The organism is Rhodococcus sp. USK10, from assembly GCF_019378875.1.
Lineage (GTDB): Bacteria > Actinomycetota > Actinomycetes > Mycobacteriales > Mycobacteriaceae > Rhodococcus_F > Rhodococcus_F pseudokoreensis.
In genome coordinates this window covers 7,179,924-7,200,785 of sequence record NZ_CP076048.1, presented here as the reverse complement: position 1 = coordinate 7,200,785, position 20,862 = coordinate 7,179,924, and the positions used below count along the sequence as shown (strand labels likewise).

Sequence of the window (20,862 nt, the reverse complement as noted above, 5' to 3'; positions counted from 1 at the left end):
ACGCGTCAGAAGCGCCGAAAGCGCCGTTCACCCCGCATGACGCCGCTTCGGAAGTTCCTCGATGATGTATTTCGCCATGCTCCCGAGCCGGGGTCGGGCGGGTTGCATGGTGTCCACCCCGAGGACGGTGAGCGGCGAGGCCGTCACGGAACCGACGCAGACGGGTGCGACCGGACCGTGGAACGCCTGCAGGAGCGCCTCGACCCGGTCGGTGTCCTTCGCGGTGCTGAGCAGCGAGGACACGGCGGGTGCACTGGTGAAGGTGACGGCGTCGACCTCGGCGCGGACGATCCGGTCGAGCAGCGTCAGCAGTGGCTGCTGGTTCTCGGGCCGGATCCACCGGTACACCGACACGGCCGTCGTGTCGGCCCCGGCACCGGCGAGGGAGACGCTCAGGTCGGTCATCGGTTCCCATTCGGTGATGGTGCCGTGCAACTGGACCGCGACGCGCAGTCCGCGCACGCCCTGGGCCACGAGGTGTTCGTGCACTTCCTCGGATGACTCGGTGTCGGGCGACCACTCCTCGCGCAGGCCTGCGCCGCGGACGGCGCCCTTCGCCTTGGGGCCCCGGGTGATGATCCGCGCCGACTGCAAGGCGGTGAGCAGCGCGTCCTCCTCGTCCCAGGCCCGTGCCGCGTCCAGCCAGCCCCGGAATCCGACGGCGGTGCTGACGACGAGGAGGTCCGGCGGCGACGCGATGATGCCGGCGGTGCGGGCGCGCAGATCGGAGTCGTCGACGAGCGGAAGCACGTGGATGGCCGGGGTGTGGACGATGGCGGCGCCGTGGCGTTCGAGCAGCGTGATGAATTCGGCGGCCCGGCGTTCGGCGGTGACGGCGATGGTGAGTCCGGACAGTTCGTCGTTCGACATTCTCTCAGTGTGACGGACGAATCGCACTAGGCTGCCCCCATGATCACAGCTGTGCACACTCTGGTCTACGCCGACGACGCCGAGGCCGCCCGCGATTTCTTCCGCGACGTGCTGGGCTGGCCGCACGTCGACGCCGGCGGCGGTTGGCTGATCTTCCGCACCGGGCCGTCCGAGATGGGTGTGCATCCCACCTCGGACGATCGGGGCGGTGAGCCGTGGTCGACCCGGCCGCATCACGAGATCTCGCTGATGTGCGACGACATCGAGTCGACCGTGGCGGAACTCGAGGCCAAGGGTGCCGAGTTCACGCGCGGAATCCGCGACGACCGGTACGGCCTCACCACCTCCCTGAAGATCCCCGGAGCGGGAGAGATGACGCTGTACGAGCCTCGGCACCCCGTGGCGTTCGAGGGTTAGGCCTTCGCCTGCGCGCTGCTGCGCGCCGGATTGGCCTGCTCCCCCGCCTTGGGATCGGTCTCCGACTGCTTCGTCGACACCCCGTCGGCGATCCGGTCGCCGAGCGTCTTGTCTACGTTGCGCCAGTAGTCGAACGCCTTCGCCAGGATCGGTTCGCTGACGCCGTTCAGCAGATGCCCGACGACGTTGTCCACCAGGCGGTCCCGGGCGGCGTCGTCGAGTACGTCACGGACCATCGCCCCGGCCTGACCCCAGTCGTCGTCGTCCTTGTGAAGTGCATAGGGCGAGCGGACCATGTCGCCGGCGCCGTACCAGGTGGCCGTCTCCCCGACCTGCGACGGGTCGGCGTGCGGGCCGCCCTTGGAATTCGGCACGTACACCGGGTCCCCGGGGTTGCGGTGCCGCATGTTGCCGTCCTTCGAATACGAGTGGACGGGCACGTGCGGCCGGTTGACGGGCAGTTCTTTGTAGTTGGCGCCGATCCGGTAGCGGTGGGCGTCCGGGTAGGAGAACAGCCTGCCGATGAGCATCTTGTCGGGGCTCGGGCCGATGCCGGGAACCAGATTGCTGGGTTCGAATGCGGCCTGCTCGATCTCGCAGTGGTAGTCCGTGGGGTTGCGGTCGAGGGTCATTCTGCCGACGGGGATCAGCGGGTAGTCGCCGTGCGGCCACACCTTGGTGAGGTCGAACGGGTTGAACCGGTAGTCGTCCGCATCCTCGAACGGCATTATCTGCATCTTCAGCGTCCAGCTCGGGTACTCGCCGCCGTCGATGTGTTCCCACAGGTCCCGCGTGTGGTAATCGGTGTCGACGGACGCCATCTGGTCGCCCTCGTGCTGCGTGAAGAACTCGATGCCCTGGTCGGTGTGGAAGTGGTACTTCACCCAGAACTTCTCGCCGGCGGCGTTCACCCACATGTACGTGTGGCTGGAGTATCCGTTCATGTGCCGCCAGGTGCGCGGGATGCCGCGATCGCCCATGAGCCAGGTGACCTGGTGCGCCGACTCCGGGGACAGTGTCCAGAAGTCCCACTGCATGTCGTGGTCGCGAAGGTTGTTGTCGGCGCGCCGCTTCTGCGAGCGGATGAAGTCCTGGAACTTCATCGGGTCGCGGACGAAGAAGACGGGCGTGTTGTTTCCGACCATGTCGTAGTTGCCCTGCTCGGTGTAGAACTTCACCGCGAATCCGCGGGGGTCGCGCCACGTGTCCGGGCTGCCGCGCTCGCCGGCGACGGACGAGAATCTGATCAGCAGATCCGTCTTCTTCCCCGGCTGGAAGAGATCGGCTTTCGTGTACGCGGAGACGTCCTCGGTGACTTCGAACCGCCCGAACGCCCCGCCTCCCTTCGCGTGCGGTTGGCGCTCCGCAACGCGTTCGCGGTTGAACTGGGCCATCTTCTCGATCAGGTAGTGGTCCTGGAGGAGGATGGGCCCGTCCGTCCCGATGGTGAGCGAGTGTTCGTCACTCGTGACCGGGATGCCGGCGTCGTCGGTCGTGAAGTTCTGATCTGTCATCGCGATGCTCCTTCAGCAGGCTGCTGGTCGCTACCGCGTACCCTCGCGTTCCGGAGGCGAAACAGCCCCGAAAGCCGCTTTGACACTGACCTTCCACAGGTAGACCGCCGCGGGAAGCAGCGAGCCGATCAGAAGCAGGAGCGTCCAGACGGACGCGAGCATGAGCACATCGCCGCCCGGGCCGCCGAACATGCAGAGCAGGAAACCGACACCCCAGCCGGCGAGCGGCAGCACTCCCGACCTGACCCGGCCGGTCGTGGACCGGGCGGCGACCACCAACGCCAGGTTGGCGACGGCGGCGGCGAGGATGCTGATCGGAAACGGCGTGGCACCGAGGTAGCTCGGCAGGAACAGCACCGACAGGACGGCGCACAGAAAACCGTCGAACACCAGCAGCGCGAGGGTGACCCTCCCCAAAGCGTCGAGGTGCCCGGGTTGCGCTGCGGTGCCGACGGTCATGTGTCAATAGTGGATCAGGCGACGGGCGGGTAGCCCAGCAGGGTCAGCAAATGGCTCTGCATGTCGGCGAATCCGTACAGCACGCTGTAGTACAGGTCGTGCTGGGCCGGCCACGAGGGCCGGAGCGTATCGACGAACGCGACGATGGCGTTCTGAACATCCCAGTTGTACATCTATCGCCTCTCCTGACGGGTGCCACGCGGACTCGACCGCGGCCGCTGCGTGACGTGCGCCACAGTGTAATACGTAACGCCGGTCACAGACACCTGCGGTCAGAGACGCACGCCATCGAAGAGGTCCCGCTCTCTGCCGTCGGCGCCCCGATCCCCGAGGGCGCCGCGCACCAGCACGAAATGCTCCTCCACCAGGATCGGCTGCGCGATGTCGTTGGAGAGCGCGTACTCGGTGCCGCTCGGCGCCACGGTCACCTGGGTGGCGTGCGCCGACAGCGCGTTCCGCTTCGCATCGAGCACACTCCGCACGTCGATCACCGTCGTCACGTCGGCGTCCGGCACACTCGGCAATTCGCCGGGCTCCGGCAGCCGCCAGCCGTCGGGAAGATCGCCGATCCGACAGAGTCCCGCCTCGAGCGCGCTCGCCTCGGTCACCGTCCAGTACAGTTTCGCGACCTCCCAGGGGACGCCCGCCGCGGGGAACTGTTCCGTTCCCGCCGCCTCGACGGCCGCCGTGACGATCCCGTGCGCCTGGATATGGTCGGGGTGACCGTATCCGCCGTCCGGGTCGTATGTGACGACGACGTGCGGCCGCACCTCACGGATGACCGCCACGATCGCCTCGGTCACCGAGTCGCGGTCGGCGTTGACGAAGGCGCGCGGGTTCGCCGCCGACGCCGTGCCCGCCATGCCGGAGTCACGGAAGTGTCCCGCCCCCAGGAGGAATCGTGGCCGCCCCGCACCGAGAGACGACAGCGCCGCCGTCAGCTCACCGATCCGGAACCCGCCGAGCTGATCGGCAGCGCCGGCGACCAGCTGCGCCCACTCGTCGCCGATCACCTCACCCTCCTCGCCGAGCGTGCACGTCAGGACGTGGACGTCGGTACCGTCGGCGGCGTAGCGCGCGATGGTGCCGCCGGTCGTGAGGGTCTCGTCGTCGGGATGGGCATGGACCAGCAGTAGTCGCCGCTCACTCATTCCTTGATCCTGCTCCAGTCTGCTGCGTCGCTGAATATTCCGACGGGCACGGCGCCCGACAGCGATACCCCGTCGACACCGGGCCCGGCCGCGACCATCGTGCGGTCCTGCATGATCGGCAGCACCGCGGCCAGGTCCCAGAGCCTGCGGTCGGCGTCGGCGAGGGCCTGCGGCACATCACCGACCCCGCGCACCGCGGCGTCGATCGACGGCTGCAGAGTGGGGTCGCAGACTCCCGACAGGTTCGACGGGGCCTTGGCCTCCGACACCGAATCACGTTCGGGGACGGCAGTTTCGGTGTTCGGCTGGGTCGTCGCGACCACTGCGGGCGGACAGCTGTGCCGGGACGCCAGCGCCGTCGCCGGGTCGGACCCGGCGCGCGACCAGCCGACGACCGCTCCGATGTCGCCCTTGCTCAGCGACTCCCCGTACAACTCCTCGGCGGGCAGCGACGTCACGGTGGCGTCGATGCCGGCGCCGCGCAACTGGTCGGCCGCCGTGTTGGCGACGGCGCTCGCCGTGTCGTCACCCTCGGGGGTGCCGATGACGAGTGCGAGCGGGACGCCCTCGCGGACGAGCCGGGTGGGCGGCACCGTGCCCGCGGGAACGACGGTGCCGGGAGGTGTTTCGGCGACGTAGCCGTATTCGGCCAGCTGCGCCAGCACCTGTTCGCGGCTCGGCCGCGCGGGTGCGGTCGCGGTGTAACCGGGATCGGAGGGGGCGTAGACCTGCGAGCGCGCCGGGACCGCCGAGGCCTCGCTGCCTGCGCCGACGACGGCGAGCAGGTCGGTGTCCAGCAGGTTCAGCAGACTCTTCCGCACCCGGACGTCGGCGAGTTCCGGCACCCGGCCGTTCAGCGTGAGGTCGAGTCCGCGGGGCTGGAACGACGCACCGGTCCGCACCGCCGGGATCGCAGCGAGCTGAGCGGAAGTCGCTGTGCCCCCGTGAATCTGAACGATCTGGGTGTCGTTGTTGCGCATCGAGTCGGCGAGCTGCGACGGGGTGCCGTCGCGCCGCATCAGGATCTGGTCGGGGGTCGCCGGTTTGTCCCAGAACCGGTCGTTGCGTTCGAGCAGGATCTCGTCGCGGCCGCGGTCGATCGACTTGATGTGGAAGTGCCCGCCCGACACCGGGATGTTCTCGGCCAGTCCGGTCGCGAAGCCGCCGGGGGAATCCTTGATGAGGTGGGACGGCAGGAGGTCGGTGAAGAGTTCACGCCACGCCGGGTAGGCGGACTTCATCACGACGGTGACCGTCTTGCCGCCACCCGAGGACCGGACGTCCTGGATCAGGTCGTAGCCGGCGGGGTCGACCACGCCGGGGGCGCTGATCATCTGCTGCCACAGGTAGCGGAAGTCCTCGGCGGCGATGGGCGCGCCGTCGGACCATTGCGCTTCGTTGCGCAGCTGGTACGTGACGGTGAACGGTTCCTGCGACGTGACGTCTGCGGAGATGACGAGGGAGGAGTCGGGAATCCAGGTGCTGCCGCCCGGGTGCGCGGGGTCGGGCACCGGCCGGAACGGGCTCGGCAGGACGAGGGCGCTCACCGCGGAGTTCGCCGGCGACTGGTCGGACAGCAGGTGCGGGTTGAATCCGCTGCCCACGTCGTCGATCGCGACGACGACGGGCTGCTTCTCGGTCGGCGACACCGTCGGCTTGGGGCTGTCGGTGCTCTCGACCGGCGGAGGCGGATCGGCGGTGCACGACGTGAGTACCGCCGTCGACAGTGCCAGCAGAAGTGCGGTCACTGCTACACCGTTCCCGCGCCTTCGGCCCCGTACTCCCCGAACCGCCCGAACTCCCCGAACCGCTCGGACTCTCTCGAGTCGACCCCCAGCACCCACCGCGCCGCCTTTCCTCAGAGATACCGGAAGGCTCCGGAAACCCACGAGCGAATGTACCTTCGGTCGGCGATCGACCGAAGGTACATCCGCCCGGTTGTGTGTGACGTGGTCGGACGTGCCGACTACAGGGCCGCCTTGTCGCGGGCCTTGGAACGCGAACGCTCACGGGCACGGTCGGTGGCCGACAGGTGCACCTTGCGCACCCGCACGACCTCCGGGGTGACCTCGACGCACTCGTCGCCGGCGCAGAACTCCATCGCGCCTTCGAGCTCCAGCTTGATCGGCTTGGCGAGGGTCTCCATCACGTCGGCGGAGGACTGACGCATGTTGGTCAGCTTCTTCTCGCGGGTGACGTTGATGTCGAGGTCCTCCTGGCGCGGGTTGATGCCCACGACCATGCCCTCGTAGGTGTCGGCGCCGGGCTCGACGAAGAACGTTCCGCGGTCGGCGAGCTGGATCATCGCGAACGGGGTGACCGAGCCGGTGCGGTCCGAGACGAGCGAGCCGGTGTGGCGGGCGCGGATCTCGCCGGCCCACGGTGCGTAGCCGTGGAAGACGGCGTTCGCGATGCCGGTGCCGCGGGTCTCGGTCAGGAAGTCGGTGCGGAAACCGATCAGGCCGCGCGACGGGACGATGAACTCCATCCGGACCCAGCCCGCGCCGTGGTTGGCCATCTGCACCATCTTGCCCTTGCGGTTGGCGAGGAGCTGGGTGATGGCGCCGAGGTACTCCTCGGGGCTGTCGATGGTGAGCTCCTCGAAGGGCTCGTGCACCTTGCCGTCGACCTGACGGGTGACCACCTGCGGCTTGCCGACGGTCAGTTCGAAGCCTTCGCGGCGCATCTGCTCGACGAGGATGGCGAGCGCGAGCTCACCACGCCCCTGGACCTCCCAGGCGTCGGGGCGACCGATGTCGAGAACCTTGAGCGAGACGTTGCCGACCAGTTCCTGGTCGAGGCGCGACTTCACCATGCGGGCCGTCAGCTTGTGTCCGCTGACCCGGCCGACGAGCGGCGAGGTGTTGGTGCCGATGGTCACCGAGATGGCGGGCTGGTCGACGGTGATCCGCGGCAGCGGCACCGGGTTCTCCAGGTCGGCGAGAGTGTCGCCGATCATGATGTCGGCGAAACCGGCGACCGCGACGATGTCACCGGCGACGGCCTTCTCGGCGGGCTGGCGCTCGACGCCCACGGTGGCGAGCAGTTCGGTGATCTTGGCCTTGGTGACGACGGGCTCGCCGTCGACCTCGCGGCACCAGGAGACGGTCTGACCCTTGGTCAGCTCGCCGTTGTGGATGCGGACCAGCGCGAGACGGCCGAGGAATGCGGACGCGTCGAGGTTGGTGACGTGAGCCTGCAGCGGCGCGTCGACGTTGCCCTTGGGCGCGGGCACGTAGTTGAGGAGGACCTCGAACAGGGCGTCGAGGTTCTCGGCATCCGGCGCGTGACCGTTCTCGGGCTGAACCTTGGACGCCTTGCCCTCGCGGCCGGAGGCGTACAGAACGGGAAGGTCGAGGGCGAGCTCGGCGGCTTCGGCGGCCTCGTCGTCGAGGTCGGACGCCAGGTCGAGCAGCAGGTCGTGGCTCTCGGAGACGACCTCTTCGATGCGGGCGTCGGGGCGGTCGGTCTTGTTGACCACCAGGATGACGGGCAGCGACGCGGCGAGCGCCTTGCGCAGCACGAAGCGGGTCTGCGGCAGCGGGCCCTCAGAGGCGTCGACGAGCAGGACGACACCGTCGACCATGGACAGGCCGCGCTCGACCTCGCCGCCGAAGTCGGCGTGACCCGGGGTGTCGATGACGTTGATGACCGTGACACTGCCGTCGCCGTGATGCTTGTGGACGGCGGTGTTCTTCGCGAGGATCGTGATGCCCTTCTCGCGTTCGAGGTCGCCGGAGTCCATCACGCGATCGACCAGTTCGGCGCGCTCCTCGAATGCCCCCGACTGACGCAACATGGCGTCGACGAGAGTGGTCTTGCCGTGGTCGACGTGTGCGACGATGGCAACGTTACGGAAGCTGGTGATGGTCACGCGGTGGCTCTCCTGGCTGAGTTGATTCGGCCACGCGAAAGTTCCCTCGCACGGCTTTCTGGCGGCCGCCTTGTCATCTCGATTCAGAATCCTCGTCGAGGCGATGGTAAATCGCCCAGTACAGGCATCGCGGCCACGTGAATACTACCCGCCCGAACGGCTACTTCGCGCATCGCCGGCTTCGCGGGGCATGCCCGACCAGCGTAAAGTGATCTGCGCCACGTCGAATTCGGCCTGTCTCGCGTGTGCGGTGAGGCCGAAAGCTGAGGGGACGCTAACCTGATCGGAGCCGGCGGATACCGGCGTTCACCGGAGTAGGAAGGCCGAGCCGAGTATGGGCAAGGTGAAGGCCGGCAAGGTCTCGGGTCTCAAGCCGAAGAAGAAGTGCTGCCGCAGCAAGACGCGGTGCATCAAGTGCCCGGTCGTGATCATGCGCATGAAGAAGCTCGAGAACGAGGGCGCGTCCAAGAAGGAACTGAAGAAGGGTCTCAAGAAGGCCCGCGCGGCCTGAGGTCAGGCCCGCCCGTTCAGGTGCAGCCGCAGGTCCGGCACCCATCCGCGGTCGTTGCCGACGAGGTCGATCTCACCCAGCTCCCGTTCGTCCACCCACCGCAGTTCCGCGTGATCGAGCGCGGCGGGGGTTCCCGACACCAGTTGAACGCGGTACGCGCGCAGCACCCGGCCGTCGGGCAGCGGCACGTCGTCACCGATCCGGTCGCCGCCCGACACCTCGACGCCGAGTTCCTCCCGCAGTTCGCGGCGCAGCGCGTCCTCGGCGCTCTCCCCCGCCTCCGCCTTGCCGCCGGGCAGCTCCCACAGTCCCGCGAGTTCCGGGGGCCGCGTCCGCTGCGCCAGCAACAGCCGGCCGTCGACGATGATCGCGGCGGCCACCACCTCGCCGGTGTTCTCGACAGGTCTTGCACGTTCCTCGGGCACGGCACCATCATGAGGTATGGCCGAGTTGCTGTCAGACGGAGAGATCGACACCGCGCTCGCAGGACTGCCCGGGTGGCAGCGGGCGGGTGATTCCCTCGCCCGCACCGTGGAGTCGCCGAGTTTCCCCGAAGCGGTGGAGCTGGTCCGGAAGGTCGCGGAGGCGGCGGAGGCCGCGAACCACCATCCGGACATCGACATCAGGTGGCGCAAGGTCACCTACACACTGTCGACGCATTCCGCGGGCGGGCTCACGCAGCTGGATCTGGATCTTGCTGCGCAGATCGACTCACTGGCGGGCTGATCTCGCCGGTAGCCGCGGCGGCACGCTTCGTGCGGTGTCCGGCGTAGGCCACCCAGATGTAGACACCGAACGCGCCGACGACGTCGACGGTGCCCAGCCACGCGAGTACCGCGGGCCGGGAGATCAGCCAAATCGAGTCCTGGAAGAAGCTGAGCACCCAGGGCACGCCGATGAGGGTGGTGACGAGCCAGTACCCGGCGAGGATCCGGGTGCCGAGCATCGACCCGTAGGGGCCGTGCAGCAACCAGATCAGCATCGGGATCACCCACACCCAGTGGTGCGACCACGAGATCGGTGAGACGAGCAGTCCCAGCAACTCGACGAGGACGAGGGTGCCGAGCCGGTCGTCCCGGGCGATCGCACGCCAGGCCAGGCCGGCGAGGACGACGGTGACCCCCACCGCCAGCAGCCAGAGAACGCCCGTCTCGACGTCGTACCCGAGCAGCCGCGACAACGCGCCGCGCAGCGACTGATTCCAGACCGAGCCGACCGGCCCGATGCGATCGGCGTCACCGAGCAGGTGGGTGAAGTACTCCCGCGCCTCCGAGCCGATCAGCAGATAACTGACTCCGACGGTCGCGGCGAACGCGACGCTGGAGAACACGGCGGCCTTCCAGCGGCGCTGCAGCAGGAAGTAGAGGCCGGTGATCGCCGGGGTCAGTTTGATCCCGGCGGCGAATCCGACGAGCGCGCCGGACAGCCACCACCGGGAACTGCGGACGGCGGTCATCACGAGCAGTGCCAGGAAGACGTTGATCTGGCCGTAGTCCAGCGTGGTGCGCACCGGTTCCACCCACACCCCGACCGTGGTCCACAGCACCGCGACCGCACGCCAGTGCGGGCTGCGCGCGGAGTCGCCGAGCACCAGACCCAGGCTCATCCGCGCCAGTGCGTACAGGGCGAGGATGGTCAGCAGTTGCCAGCCGACCCCGACCAGCGGGAACGGCAGGTAGTGCAGGGGAAAGAAGACGAGCGCCGCGAACGGCGGGTAGGTGAACGGCAACGGAAAGTCCGGTGTCACTTCCGAATAGGTGAAGTCGTAGAGACTGCCACCGTGGAGCGCCTCGGAACCGTCGACGTAGACGTGCAGGTCGACGAGGTTCATCCCGTTGGGACTCAACAGCGTCCACGCCATCCGCCCGAGCACCGACAGCACGAGAAGAACAGGCGCGCACCGCAACAGGGTGTGCAGGGCGGATGATCCCCGGGTCGATGTGGGTGAACGCTCGGAAGTCGGGTCGTCGGAGGCTGCTCCGCCGTCGGACGCTGCATGGTCGGACACAGTGTGGCGCTCTCCCGTGAGGTGTGTAGATGTCTCAGCCGATCCCGAAACGGTCCCGCACAGCGTAGACGGCGCCGTCCGCGGCCTCCGAGGTGTCCGTAGCCGCGCGTAACAGTTGCATCACCAATCACACGAACCACACGTGCCACAAGCTATCGTCACCGGAGGACCACCGTCGGGGTCTGTATGCCATACACTCCCACCGGGGTGCCGCAGCTACGGTGAACGAACTCGTGAGCTGTACAACCCGGGGGCGCTGTACATAGAGTGACCCCCCGAGCCGTCAGACGTGGATTGTTTTGTCGTCCACGCTGTTATGACTAAGGATGGGGAGACTGTGCTTCGAACCCGAGGTATGCGCAGAGCAGTCACTGCTCTCGCCGTTGCCGCAGCAGCCGCTATGGCAGTGCCGGCCCAGGCGATCGCGCAGCCGACGCCGCCGCCCGTGCCCGAAGGCATCCCCGTGGAGATGCTCGCGTCGTTCGCACCCGCCATCATCGGCGCAGCCGCTGGTACCGAAGACATCGCCGCAGGACCGCAGGATGCGATCCTGGACCAGGCCCGCAACCTCCTCGAGTCCCCCGGCATCCCGCCGGAACTCAAGTCCACCCTCGAACGCGTCATCACGTTCCTCGACGGCAGTGGCGGCGGCGGTCCCGAGATCCCGAAGGAGAACGCGCCCGTCATCGCGCAGTTCCTCTACCCGACCATCGGCAAGGGCTGCATCGGCGAAGGCGCCGACTCGGTCGGCACCGCGCTCGCGGTCCCCGGCCCGGCCCAGCTGCCCCCGCCCGGCCCCAAGGCAGGTCAGGCCGGTTTCGTGTTCACTGCCCTCGGAACCAGTTCCGTTGCCGCCGAACAGCCCAATCCGCTGACCGTGACGTGGATCAACCTGGACAACCAGCGGCGCGCCACCCAGAACCTCACCAACGAGGCCAAGATCAACCCCGACGGACCGGCAACCCTGTCGGCGATCGCGGACACCGGCCCGGGCCGCGTCCTCGCGGTCGTGTCGGGTGGACTGACGACCCAGAAGGAAGGGGCGGCTCCGATCACGTGCAGCTTCCTCCCCACCGTCGGCATGTTCCAGGTCGCGTAGCACTTCACAGCTGACGAGAGAGGGGCCCTCCGGACTTTTCCGGAGGGCCCCTCTCTCATGTCTGCACCGCTGCACTGTTTGCCGACGGCCCCACCGTGGTAGACCGGGGCATGCACTCGACGCACCACGCACCGGACCACTCCCTGCGATCGCGACACGCCCGGCGGTCCATCCTGTCGATCCGTTCGGAAGGATCGATCCTCTCGATCGGTTCCGCCTACTCCGTCCTGTCGATCGGGAGTGTCGGCTCGGTACTGTCGATCGGATCCGTCGGATCGGCAGGCTCGGCACTGAGCACCGCCTCGTTCGCCAGTCTCGGATCGGCGCTGTCGGGGCTGTCGCGGTGGTCTCTGCTGTCGTGGAAGGGCTGGCACGACGCACCGCCCGAGCACCCCCATCTCACGGTCATCGCCGATGAACCGGACCTCGCAAGGGACGCGACCGCGCACGTCCAGTCCTGACGGCATCCGGTCAGGACGTCCGGCCTGCGCGCGGCCAGGAATTGCCGTCGTACTTCTCGATCTCGCCGTTGAACTTGGTCAGCAGGCGGCGCAACTCGCCCCGGTCGTGATCGCTCCACTCGGCGATGATGCGTTCGACACCGTTTCTGCCCAGCGCCCGGTCCGCGTGAAGCTGCTCGAGCCCCCGCGCAGTGGCCTCGACCTTGCGGGCCATTCCCCCGTCCGGGTCGGGGACGCGCTCGACAAGTCCGCGCTTCAGCAGCGCGCCGATCTGCCGGTTGATCGTCGAGATGTCGAGCCGGAACGCCTCGGCGAGTTGTTTCAGGCTGAGCGGATGCTCGAGTTCCAGGCGTCCGAGGAGTAGGTAGGCGGAACGGTCGAGTTGGAATCCCGCCCGCTGCGCGTGGGCGTGATAGCGCGACAGCAATGTCAATTCGTTCTCGACATCAGCCGCCACCTCGTCGCGATCGGACACCGACACCTCCCAGAGTTACCGTCATTCTGCCCGAGGCACCGTGATCTCGACCGTGGCATCATTGTGCACCATACACATCATGTGTAGCGTGCACATTCCGGCATCACGGCGGCTTCAGGATCCGTTGACGAACAGCGCGGTGTAGAGAACCGACGCGACGGTGTACACGAAATTGATCAGCAGATCCATAGCAGAGCTTCCGGGTTGCAGAGTGAAACGAGTGACAACAGGTAATCGGAGTCGACTCGGGTGGCGTTTCAACGATCCCATCCACCGGAAAACACCCCACAGCAGAAATGAAACGTGTTCTCATTCTTCGAGGCACGCAGACGCGGTGCCGGACGAGAGAAGGGGAAGCACCATGCCGTGGAGTCGCGCCGAACTCGACGAGGCGTTCGCGCACTACCAGCGAACCGTCGGCCGCTGCGTCGAACTCGGAGACTGGGACGGATTCGCCGACCTCTTCACGGAGGACGCCACGTACGTCGAGCACGCGTTCGGGCACTTCGACGGACGCGAGGCCATCCGCACGTGGGTCACGCGCACGATGTCGGCCTTCCCCGGCAACCGGATGACCGAGTTCCCGGCGAACTGGTACGTGATCGACGAGGACCGCGGATGGGTGATCTGCGAGATCGACAACCCCATGGAGGATCCCGGCGACGGCTCGCGGCACGCCGCGGCCAATATCACGATCCTCCACTACGCCGGCGACAACCTGTGGTCGCGCGAAGAGGACGCGTACAACCCGATGAACTTTCTCGCCACCGCCAAGAAGTGGTGCCGCGCAGCGGAAGCCGCGGGCAACCTACCCGAGGACGCGCGGGAGTGGCTCTCGAAGATGGGTGATCGACCGGCGGCCTGACCGGGTCACCACTGCCCGTAGTCGGGCTTCAGAATGTCGTTGAGATCGATGCCCACCCCGTCGACGTTGCTCGCGTCGATCTCGTACTGATGCAGGTGCGCCGACGGGTGGACGTACCCCTCGGGCGTGCCCCAGTCGTGCTGCCAGTACCACGATCCGAGCCCGGCGAGGACCGCCAGATCCAGTGTCTTGGAGTTGGCGTAGATGCCGGTGTTGCCCTTGCCGACCACCGACTCCCACCCCGCGAGATACGGGGCGATCATGGTGAGGAAATCGGCGGGCGAGGGATTGTCGTCGATGGACGCGTAGATGGGCCGGTCCTCGGGACCGCCTGCGGCGAGGTGCAATTCGAGTCCGCGCTCCGCGTGCCGCTTGCCCGCCTCGAGCCCGCCGCGCCAATCGGCGGTCGGCCCCTTGCCGAATTGATAGCACGAGACGACGGACAGTCCGGCGTCGAGCAGTGCCTGCGCCTCGTCGGCGAGCATCGGCTTGCCTTCCATCCATTCGGCGCCGGGACGGCGATCCGACACGTAGCGGATGGCGCCGTCGTATCCGGCCTCGAGGATGGCGTCCGCCGACGGCACGCCGCCCGCGTAGTCGATCAGGATGCCGAGGCTGTCCGCCTTCGCGACGGCGACCGAGGACGTGGTGGACGTGAGCGCCGCGATCCCCGCGACGGCAGATCCCGCTGCCGCGTACCGGAACAGGTCTCTCCGAGAAAATTCCACTGTGGCCCCCACATCCGATCGGTCGCGCTCCGGCGTGTCTCCGACATTCGCTCTCGCTCAGTCGGTATGTTGTCCGGCTTGCATTCCACCACACTCACACAGGTCCCGCCAGCCACTTGGACTACATCCGTCACACCGGACACTCGCGACCCGCCGGCACCGTCGGGTCAGCGGAAGAACACGGCGGCCTGGTCGGCCAGTTCCAGTGCCCCCTGGGGCAGGATTCCGAGCACCACCGTCACCACCACTCCCACCGCGATGGCCGCGGCGGTGAACATGCTGGGCACCACGATCGTCGGTGCGTCGCTCTGCGGTTCCGAGAAGAACATCAGGACGATCACCCGCACATAGAAGAACGCCGCGATCGCACTGCTGACGACGCCGACGAGGACGAGGGGAACGGCACCGCCCTCGATGGCCGCCTGGAAGACCGCGAACTTGCTGACGAACCCACTCGTCAAGGGGATTCCGGCGAACGCGAGCAGGAACAAGGCGAAGACCCCGCCCACCAGAGGCGAACGCCGCCCCAGCCCCGCCCAGCGGGACAGGTCCGTCGCCTCGCCCCGGCTGTCGCGCACCAGGGTGACGACAGCGAACGCGCCGAGCGTGCTGAATCCGTAGGCCAGCAGGTAGAACATGGTGGACGACAGACCTGCCCGGTTGGCCGCGACCAGACCGGTGAGGATGAATCCGGCGTGCGCGACCGAGGAGTACGCGAGCATCCGCTTGACGTCGGTCTGCGTGACCGCCATGACGGCACCGACCACCATGGTGAGGATGGCGACGCCCCACATCACCGGCCGCCAGTCCGCGCGGAGGTCGGGCAGCGCCACGTAGAAGATGCGCAGCATCGCCCCGACTGCCGCGACCTTGGTGGCCGCCGCCATGAACGCGGTGATCGGCGTCGGCGCACCCTGATAGACGTCGGGGATCCAGGAGTGGAACGGGACCGCGCCGATCTTGAACAGCAGACCCACCGACAGGAGCGCGGTGCCGATCAGCGCCAGCGTCCGGTCCTCGGCGCCCCGGGCGAGTGCGTCACCGATCCCCGGCAACGCGACGGTGCCCGCGTAGCCGTACAGCAACGCCACCCCGAACAGGAAGAACGCCGACGAGAACGCCCCGAGCAGAAAGTATTTCATCGCGGCCTCCTGCGACAGGAGACGACGACGCCGCGCCAGCCCGCACAGCAGATACAGCGGCAGCGAGAGCACTTCCAAAGCCACGAACATGGTGAGGAGATCGTTGGACGCCGGGAACAGGAGCATCCCGCCGACCGCGAACAGGGTGAGGGGGAAGACCTCGGTGTGCCCCGGGGCGTTCCTGGTGGCCTCCCGTTCCGCGACACTGCCGGGGACGGCGTACGCCTGCGGGGTGAACGCGTCGGTTCCGCCTTCCGGCTCCGCCCCGCGGACGGCCGTGACTTCCGCGGTCGCGGCGCGGACGCCGCTGTCGACGCTCCGCTCGGCGATGATCAGGATCGCCGGGATCGAGATCAGCAGGATCGTGCCCTGGAGGAACAGCGTCGGACCGTCGACGGCCACCGCTCCCCCAATCACCGAGTCGCGGGTTCCGGCGAGCAGGACGACGGCCACGAACGCCGCGGTGAGTCCGCCGATCGCGAGAACGAGATGGCTCGAGTAGCGGCCGCGCCGGGGCAGGAACGCCTCCACGAGCACCCCGGCGACGGCCACACCGAACACGATCAGCATGGGTGACAGCTGACCGTATTCGATGTCCGGCGCAGGCAACGTCGCGGTCTGGGCGAGGACGAATTCGGAGGTACTCATCAGGGTGTGCCTCCCTCTGAATCCTGCCCGGCGACGGTGGGGGCAGGATCGTGCTGACCGACGGTGACGAGGACGTGGCTCACCGCGGGGGTGATGACGTCCAGCACCGGCTTGGGGTAGACGCCGAGGACGAGCAGCAGCGCGATCAGCGGTGCCACGACCGCGATCTCACGGCGCACGAGATCGCGGACGGTCTCGTTGCCCTCCTTCAGCGGTCCCGTCATCATCCGCTGGTAGAGCCACAGCACGTAGATCGCGGCGAGGACGAGCGCGAGAGTCGCGACCACGGCGGCGATCTGGTACCGCGAGAACGTCCCGACCAGGACGAGGAACTCACTGATGAACGGTGCCAGGCCCGGCAGCGACAGTGTCGCCAGGCCCGCCACGAGGAACGTTCCCGCCATCACCGGAGCGACCTTCTGCACGCCGCCGTAGTCGGCGATGAGGCGGGTGCCGCGCCGCGACACCAGGAACCCGGCGATGAGGAACAGCGCCGCGGTCGAGATGCCGTGGTTGACCATGTACAGCGTCGATCCGGCCTGCCCCTGGCTCGTCATCGCGAAGATGCCGAGGATGATGAACCCGAAGTGCGAGATCGACGTGTACGCGATCAGGCGCATCACGTCGGTCTGCCCGATGGCCAGCACCGCGCCGTAGATGATGCCGATCACCGCCAGCACCGTGACGAACGGCGCGAAGTACGCGGACGCGTCCGGGAACATCTGCAGGCAGAACCGCAGCATCCCGAATGTGCCGACCTTGTCGACGACGGCCATCATCAGCACCGCGCTGGCCGGGGTGGCTTCGACCGCGGCGCCCGGCAGCCACGTGTGGAACGGCCACAGCGGGGCCTTGACCGCGAACGCGAACATGAACCCGAGGAACAACGCCTTCAGCACGCCGGGGTCGGCATCGAGCCCCTCGGCGACGATCACCCGGAAGTCGAAGGTGCCGCCGCCGAACGCGTCCTGGCGCGCCGTCACCACGTACAGCCCGATGACGGCCGCCAGCATGATCAGGCCGCCGAACAGGTTGTACAGCAGGAACTTCACCGCGGCATACGACCTCCCCGCCCCGCCGAATCCTCCGATCAGGAAGTACATGGGGATGAGCATGGCCTCGAAGAAGATGTAGAAGAGCAGGACGTCGAGGGCGGTGAACGAGACGATCACCATCGCCTCGACCATCAGCGTCAGCGCCACGTACGTGTGCGCGATCCGCCGCCGGTCGTAGTCGGGAGCGGAGTCGCCGTCGTTCCACCCCGCCAGCAGCAGCAGCGGCACCAGCACCGCGGTGAGGAGCACCAGGACGAGCGCGATGCCGTCCAGGCCCAGGATGTACCGGGTGCCGAACGCCGGAATCCAGGCGTGCGATTCCACGAACTGGTACTGCTCACCGGTCGGGTCGAACCGGATCGCCAGCACGACCGCCAGGCACAGGACCACCACGGACACACCGACCGCGACCGACTTCGCGAGCACGCGCCGGTCGACGGGCAGGACGAGAACCACACCGGCGCCGACGAGTGGCAGCACCCACAGGACGGTCAGCCACGGGAAGCCGCTCACCACAGCCTCACCAGCATCGTGGCGACCAGAAGCGCCGCACCCGCGAACATGAACAGGGCGTACGACCGGACGAACCCGGTCTGCAGACGACGCACCCGCACCGACGTTCCGCCGACGAGGGCGGCGAACCCGTTGACGGCGCCGTCGACGCCCCGGTCGTCGACGGTCACGAGCGTTCGCGTCAACTCCTGCCCGGGACGCATCAGCGCCGCCTCGTTGAACGCGTCGCCGTACAGGTCCCTCCGGGCGGCGACGGTGAGCGCGGTGACGTCCGCCGGCGCGACGTCGGGGATCGGCTGCCGGGCGTACTGCCGGTAGGCCACCGCGACGCCGGCGAGCACCACCACCAGGGTGAGTCCGGTGATCGCCCACACGGGCAGCGCGGGCTCGCCGTGATGGGCGCCGACGACCGGTTCCAGCCAGTGCTGCAGTGAGGACCCGACGGCGAGCAGGGCTCCCGCGGCGACCGAACCCACCGCGAGCAGAATCATCGGCACCGTCATCACCCCCGGCGACTCGTGGGGGTCGGCCTCAGGTTGCCACCGCCGTTGCCCGAAGAACGTCATCAGCATCACCCTGGTCATGTAGAAGGCGGTGAGTCCCGCACCGAGCAGCGTCACCGTTCCGAGGACGACGCCCTGCACGCCCTCGGCGGCGAACGCCGCTTCGATGATCTTGTCCTTGGAGAAGAAGCCGGAGAACGGCGGAACCCCGATGATGGCCAGGTATCCCAGCCCGAACGTCACGAACGTGATGGGCATGACGGTGCGCAGACCGCCGTACCGGCGCATGTTCACCTCGTCGTTCATACCGTGCATCACCGAGCCCGCGCCGAGGAACAGGCCGGCCTTGAAGAAGCCGTGGGTGAGCAGCAGCATGATCGCGAACGCGTACCCGGCCGGTCCCAGTCCGGCGGCCAGCACCATGTACCCGATCTGGCTCATCGTCGACGCCGCCAGCGCCTTCTTGATGTCGTCTTTCGCGCAACCGATGACCGCGCCGAACAGCAGGGTCACCGCACCGACGATGACGACGCCGAGTTGGGCGTTCGGTGCCAGGTCGAAGATCGCGTTGGAGCGGACGATGAGGTACACACCCGCCGTGACCATGGTCGCGGCGTGGATGAGCGCGGACACCGGTGTCGGGCCCTCCATCGCGTCGCCGAGCCAGGACTGTAGCGGGACCTGCGCCGATTTGCCGCAGGCGGCGAGCAGCAACGCGAGCCCGATCGCGGTGAGCACGCCCTCGCTCGCGGCGTCGGCTTGCGTGAACACGTCGGCGAATTCGATCGACCCGAACGTCGAGAACATGATCATGATCGCGAGGATCAGCCCCATGTCGCCGACGCGGTTGACCACGAACGCCTTTTTCGCCGCGGCCGCCGCGGACGGCTTGTACTGCCAGAATCCGATGAGCAGGTACGACGCGAGACCGACGCCCTCCCACCCGACGTACAGGCCGAGGAAGTTGTCGGCCAGCACCAGCAGCAGCATCGCCGCGAGGAACAGGTTGAGGTAGGCGAAGAACCGCCTGCGCTCCGGGTCGTGCGCCATGTAGCCGACCGAGTAGATGTGGATCAGCGAGCCGACACCGGTGATCAGCAGCACGAAGCACACGGACAGCTGGTCGAGTTGCAGACCGAAGTCCACCTGGAGTTCGCCGACCGGCACCCAGCTGAACAGGATCTGGTGCACCACCCGGTCGGCGGCGTCCCGGCCCAGCATGTCGACGAAGAAGACGAGACCGAGCGCGAACGCGGCCAGCGCCGTCACGCAGCCGAGGAGATGACCCCAGGCATCGCTGCGCCTGCCCGCCAGCAGGAGCACGGCGGCGCCGAGGAGCGGCAGAACCGGCAGCAGCCAGAGCGTTTCGCTCATGCCGCACCGCCGATCGGGGTGTCGTCGGGCAAAGTCACCTTCTCGAGGATGTGCGTCATCGGGGACCCGTCAGTTCTTGAGGAGGTTGGCGTCGTCGACGGAAGCCGAACGGCGGGAACGGAAGATGGTCATGATGATCGCCAGACCGACGACCACCTCGGCGGCCGCGACGACCATCGTGAAGAACGCGAAGACCTGCCCGTCGAGGTTGCCGTGCATCCGGGCGAACGTCACGAACGCCAGATTCGAGGCGTTGAGCATCAGTTCGATGCACATGAACACGATGATCGCGTTGCGGCGGATCAGCACCCCGGCCGCACCGATCGTGAACAACAGCGCCGACAGGTAGAGGTAGTTCTCCGGGTTCATCGCCCACCCCCGTCTTCGGTCGCGGCGGGTTCGGGGGCCGCGACGTCCGCGGTGCCCAGTGCCCGGGCGGGCATGCTCGGCCGCCGGTCGAGCGACCGGCTGACGGAGAGGTCGGAGAACGTGCCGTCGGGCAGCAACGCCGGGATGTCGACGGCGTTGTGCCGCGCGTAGACCCCGGGACTGGGCAGCGGTGTGACCCGGGCACCCTCCCGGACCCGGTCCTCGGACAGCTCGCGCTGGTCCTTCCGCCGCTCGAAACGTTCCCGGTGGGCGAGCACCATCGCACCGATGGTCGCGGTGATCAGCAGTGCGCCGGTCAGTTCGAACGCCCACACGTACCGGACGAAGACGAGTTCGGCCAGCCCCTCGACGTTGCCCGCCGCGTTGGCCTGGTCGAGACCGGTGAACGCGGAGACGGACGCACTTCCGATGCCGCCGATCAGCAGGAGTCCGAATCCCAGCCCCGCCGCGATCGCGGCCACCCGCTGACCGCGCAGGTTCTCGACGAGGGATTCGGAGGAATCGACGCCGATGAGCATGAGCACGAACAGGAACAGCATCATGACCGCGCCGGTGTAGACCACGATCTGCACGACGCCGAGGAACAGCGCGCCCTGGGCGATGTAGAACACCGCCAGGATGATCATGGTGGTGGCGAGGAAGATCGCCGAGTAGACGGCTTTCGTCGCGCTGACCACTCCGAGCGCTCCGATCACGGCGACGGTCGCGAGGACCCAGAACTGCACGCCCTCGCCGGTCGAGGTCTGGGTGAAGGGTTCCGCGACCAGTTGCACCGCGGACGGCATCGTGTTCACCACGTCGGCTC

General features: G+C 67.8%; 22 protein-coding genes. 6 read left to right on the top strand and 16 right to left on the bottom strand.

The genetic code is table 11. From position 1 onward, the window contains the following. Positions 1-27: 27 nt before the first annotated feature. Positions 28-870 (bottom strand): uroporphyrinogen-III synthase, encoded by an 843-nt coding sequence (locus I1A62_RS39995; RefSeq protein ID WP_218269277.1) that lies wholly within the window; start codon positions 868-870, stop codon positions 28-30. A 39-nt stretch (positions 871-909) separates the two neighbouring features. On the opposite strand from I1A62_RS39995, the gene I1A62_RS39990 reads away from it, so the two are divergent. Next, positions 910-1,287 (top strand): VOC family protein, encoded by a 378-nt coding sequence (locus I1A62_RS39990; protein ID WP_087556448.1) that lies wholly within the window; start codon positions 910-912, stop codon positions 1,285-1,287. Here the strand turns inward: I1A62_RS39990 and I1A62_RS39985 are convergent. The 6 genes from I1A62_RS39985 to typA all read right to left on the bottom strand — a co-directional run bounded on the left by I1A62_RS39985 (position 1,284) and on the right by typA (position 8,285). Next, entirely contained in the window at positions 1,284-2,801 is a 1,518-nt protein-coding gene (locus I1A62_RS39985; RefSeq protein ID WP_219457761.1) for a catalase, read from the bottom strand. The genes I1A62_RS39990 and I1A62_RS39985 overlap by 4 nt on opposite strands. Positions 2,802-2,831: 30 nt before the next feature. Continuing rightward, positions 2,832-3,260, bottom strand: a complete 429-nt coding sequence (locus I1A62_RS39980) for a hypothetical protein (protein WP_124389491.1) — start codon at positions 3,258-3,260, stop codon at positions 2,832-2,834. A 14-nt stretch (positions 3,261-3,274) separates the two neighbouring features. Beyond that, entirely contained in the window at positions 3,275-3,433 is a 159-nt protein-coding gene (locus I1A62_RS39975; RefSeq protein ID WP_005239161.1) for a hypothetical protein, read from the bottom strand. Between the two features lie 99 nt (positions 3,434-3,532). Beyond that, on the bottom strand, positions 3,533-4,411 hold the full coding sequence (gene mshB / locus I1A62_RS39970; RefSeq protein WP_124389490.1) for an N-acetyl-1-D-myo-inositol-2-amino-2-deoxy-alpha-D-glucopyranoside deacetylase: 879 nt from the start codon (positions 4,409-4,411) through the stop codon (positions 3,533-3,535). Next, on the bottom strand, positions 4,408-6,255 hold the full coding sequence (locus I1A62_RS39965; protein ID WP_374710723.1) for an ABC transporter family substrate-binding protein: 1,848 nt from the start codon (positions 6,253-6,255) through the stop codon (positions 4,408-4,410). The genes mshB and I1A62_RS39965 overlap by 4 nt, the downstream gene beginning before the upstream one ends. 122 nt (positions 6,256-6,377) lie before the next feature. Then, on the bottom strand, positions 6,378-8,285 hold the full coding sequence (gene typA, locus I1A62_RS39960; RefSeq protein ID WP_072940524.1) for a translational GTPase TypA: 1,908 nt from the start codon (positions 8,283-8,285) through the stop codon (positions 6,378-6,380). A 334-nt stretch (positions 8,286-8,619) separates the two neighbouring features. On the opposite strand from typA, the gene I1A62_RS39955 reads away from it, so the two are divergent. Further along, a complete protein-coding gene (locus I1A62_RS39955) occupies positions 8,620-8,796 on the top strand; it encodes a hypothetical protein (protein ID WP_005239152.1) in 177 nt (58 codons plus the stop codon). Between the two features lie 2 nt (positions 8,797-8,798). On the opposite strand, the gene I1A62_RS39950 is transcribed toward I1A62_RS39955, so the two are convergent. After that, positions 8,799-9,179, bottom strand: a complete 381-nt coding sequence (locus I1A62_RS39950) for a (deoxy)nucleoside triphosphate pyrophosphohydrolase (protein WP_124389515.1) — start codon at positions 9,177-9,179, stop codon at positions 8,799-8,801. A 58-nt stretch (positions 9,180-9,237) separates the two neighbouring features. On the opposite strand from I1A62_RS39950, the gene I1A62_RS39945 reads away from it, so the two are divergent. Next, the gene (locus I1A62_RS39945; RefSeq protein ID WP_124389488.1) at positions 9,238-9,522 is read left to right on the top strand and encodes a 4a-hydroxytetrahydrobiopterin dehydratase; all 285 of its coding nucleotides are present in this window, start codon (positions 9,238-9,240) and stop codon (positions 9,520-9,522) included. Here I1A62_RS39945 and I1A62_RS39940 read toward each other — a convergent pair. Further along, a complete protein-coding gene (locus I1A62_RS39940; protein WP_219457758.1) occupies positions 9,470-10,804 on the bottom strand; it encodes a mannosyltransferase in 1,335 nt (444 codons plus the stop codon). The two genes, I1A62_RS39945 and I1A62_RS39940, sit on opposite strands and share 53 nt — an antisense overlap. A gap of 316 nt (positions 10,805-11,120) precedes the next feature. Between I1A62_RS39940 and I1A62_RS39935 the strand changes: the two genes are divergently transcribed. Together I1A62_RS39935 and I1A62_RS39930 are read left to right on the top strand one after the other, a co-directional pair. Continuing rightward, positions 11,121-11,903: a hypothetical protein gene (locus I1A62_RS39935; protein WP_192581698.1), complete on the top strand. Its 783-nt coding sequence runs from the start codon at positions 11,121-11,123 to the stop codon at positions 11,901-11,903. A gap of 110 nt (positions 11,904-12,013) precedes the next feature. Continuing rightward, positions 12,014-12,364, top strand: coding sequence for a hypothetical protein (locus tag I1A62_RS39930; RefSeq protein ID WP_124389485.1), 351 nt, complete (start codon positions 12,014-12,016; stop codon positions 12,362-12,364). Positions 12,365-12,374: 10 nt separating this feature from the next. Here I1A62_RS39930 and I1A62_RS39925 read toward each other — a convergent pair whose 3' ends face one another. Beyond that, complete coding sequence (locus I1A62_RS39925) at positions 12,375-12,845, bottom strand: MarR family winged helix-turn-helix transcriptional regulator (RefSeq protein ID WP_124389484.1); 471 nt, start codon at positions 12,843-12,845, stop codon at positions 12,375-12,377. A 355-nt stretch (positions 12,846-13,200) separates the two neighbouring features. Between I1A62_RS39925 and I1A62_RS39920 the strand changes: the two genes are divergently transcribed. Continuing rightward, the gene (locus I1A62_RS39920) at positions 13,201-13,704 is read left to right on the top strand and encodes a nuclear transport factor 2 family protein (protein WP_124389483.1); all 504 of its coding nucleotides are present in this window, start codon (positions 13,201-13,203) and stop codon (positions 13,702-13,704) included. Between the two features lie 5 nt (positions 13,705-13,709). Here I1A62_RS39920 and I1A62_RS39915 read toward each other — a convergent pair whose 3' ends face one another. The 6 genes from I1A62_RS39915 to I1A62_RS39890 all read right to left on the bottom strand — a co-directional run bounded on the left by I1A62_RS39915 (position 13,710) and on the right by I1A62_RS39890 (position 20,842). After that, positions 13,710-14,432 carry a DUF1906 domain-containing protein gene (locus I1A62_RS39915; RefSeq protein ID WP_219457756.1) on the bottom strand — a complete coding sequence of 241 codons (723 nt, stop codon included), beginning with the start codon at positions 14,430-14,432 and terminating at the stop codon, positions 13,710-13,712. A 167-nt stretch (positions 14,433-14,599) separates the two neighbouring features. Beyond that, positions 14,600-16,222, bottom strand: coding sequence for an NADH-quinone oxidoreductase subunit NuoN (gene nuoN / locus I1A62_RS39910; protein ID WP_219457754.1), 1,623 nt, complete (start codon positions 16,220-16,222; stop codon positions 14,600-14,602). Continuing rightward, positions 16,222-17,790 (bottom strand): NADH-quinone oxidoreductase subunit M, encoded by a 1,569-nt coding sequence (locus tag I1A62_RS39905; protein WP_219457753.1) that lies wholly within the window; start codon positions 17,788-17,790, stop codon positions 16,222-16,224. The genes nuoN and I1A62_RS39905 overlap by 1 nt, the downstream gene beginning before the upstream one ends. Next, a complete protein-coding gene (gene nuoL / locus I1A62_RS39900; RefSeq protein WP_219457752.1) occupies positions 17,787-19,667 on the bottom strand; it encodes an NADH-quinone oxidoreductase subunit L in 1,881 nt (626 codons plus the stop codon). The genes I1A62_RS39905 and nuoL overlap by 4 nt, the downstream gene beginning before the upstream one ends. Positions 19,668-19,736: 69 nt before the next feature. After that, positions 19,737-20,036 (bottom strand): NADH-quinone oxidoreductase subunit NuoK, encoded by a 300-nt coding sequence (gene nuoK / locus I1A62_RS39895; protein WP_005239116.1) that lies wholly within the window; start codon positions 20,034-20,036, stop codon positions 19,737-19,739. Next, complete coding sequence (locus I1A62_RS39890; RefSeq protein WP_192581700.1) at positions 20,033-20,842, bottom strand: NADH-quinone oxidoreductase subunit J; 810 nt, start codon at positions 20,840-20,842, stop codon at positions 20,033-20,035. Before I1A62_RS39890 ends, nuoK begins: the two co-directional genes overlap by 4 nt. Between the last annotated feature and the right edge of the window lie 20 nt (positions 20,843-20,862).

What these genes read in the sequence shown, in the direction of transcription:
- I1A62_RS39995 (WP_218269277.1), bottom strand. Translation starts at nt 870, where the DNA reads ATGTCGAACGACGAACTGTCCGGACTCACCATCGCCGTCACCGCCGAA.
- I1A62_RS39990 (WP_087556448.1), top strand. Translation starts at nt 910, where the DNA reads ATGATCACAGCTGTGCACACTCTGGTCTACGCCGACGACGCCGAGGCC.
- I1A62_RS39985 (WP_219457761.1), bottom strand. Translation starts at nt 2,801, where the DNA reads ATGACAGATCAGAACTTCACGACCGACGACGCCGGCATCCCGGTCACG.
- I1A62_RS39980 (WP_124389491.1), bottom strand. Translation starts at nt 3,260, where the DNA reads ATGACCGTCGGCACCGCAGCGCAACCCGGGCACCTCGACGCTTTGGGG.
- I1A62_RS39975 (WP_005239161.1), bottom strand. Translation starts at nt 3,433, where the DNA reads ATGTACAACTGGGATGTTCAGAACGCCATCGTCGCGTTCGTCGATACG.
- mshB (WP_124389490.1), bottom strand. Translation starts at nt 4,411, where the DNA reads ATGAGTGAGCGGCGACTACTGCTGGTCCATGCCCATCCCGACGACGAG.
- I1A62_RS39955 (WP_005239152.1), top strand. Translation starts at nt 8,620, where the DNA reads ATGGGCAAGGTGAAGGCCGGCAAGGTCTCGGGTCTCAAGCCGAAGAAG.
- I1A62_RS39945 (WP_124389488.1), top strand. Translation starts at nt 9,238, where the DNA reads ATGGCCGAGTTGCTGTCAGACGGAGAGATCGACACCGCGCTCGCAGGA.
- I1A62_RS39935 (WP_192581698.1), top strand. Translation starts at nt 11,121, where the DNA reads ATGACTAAGGATGGGGAGACTGTGCTTCGAACCCGAGGTATGCGCAGA.
- I1A62_RS39930 (WP_124389485.1), top strand. Translation starts at nt 12,014, where the DNA reads ATGCACTCGACGCACCACGCACCGGACCACTCCCTGCGATCGCGACAC.
- I1A62_RS39920 (WP_124389483.1), top strand. Translation starts at nt 13,201, where the DNA reads ATGCCGTGGAGTCGCGCCGAACTCGACGAGGCGTTCGCGCACTACCAG.
- nuoN (WP_219457754.1), bottom strand. Translation starts at nt 16,222, where the DNA reads ATGAGTACCTCCGAATTCGTCCTCGCCCAGACCGCGACGTTGCCTGCG.
- nuoL (WP_219457752.1), bottom strand. Translation starts at nt 19,667, where the DNA reads ATGAGCGAAACGCTCTGGCTGCTGCCGGTTCTGCCGCTCCTCGGCGCC.
- nuoK (WP_005239116.1), bottom strand. Translation starts at nt 20,036, where the DNA reads ATGAACCCGGAGAACTACCTCTACCTGTCGGCGCTGTTGTTCACGATC.
- I1A62_RS39890 (WP_192581700.1), bottom strand. Translation starts at nt 20,842, where the DNA reads ATGCCGTCCGCGGTGCAACTGGTCGCGGAACCCTTCACCCAGACCTCG.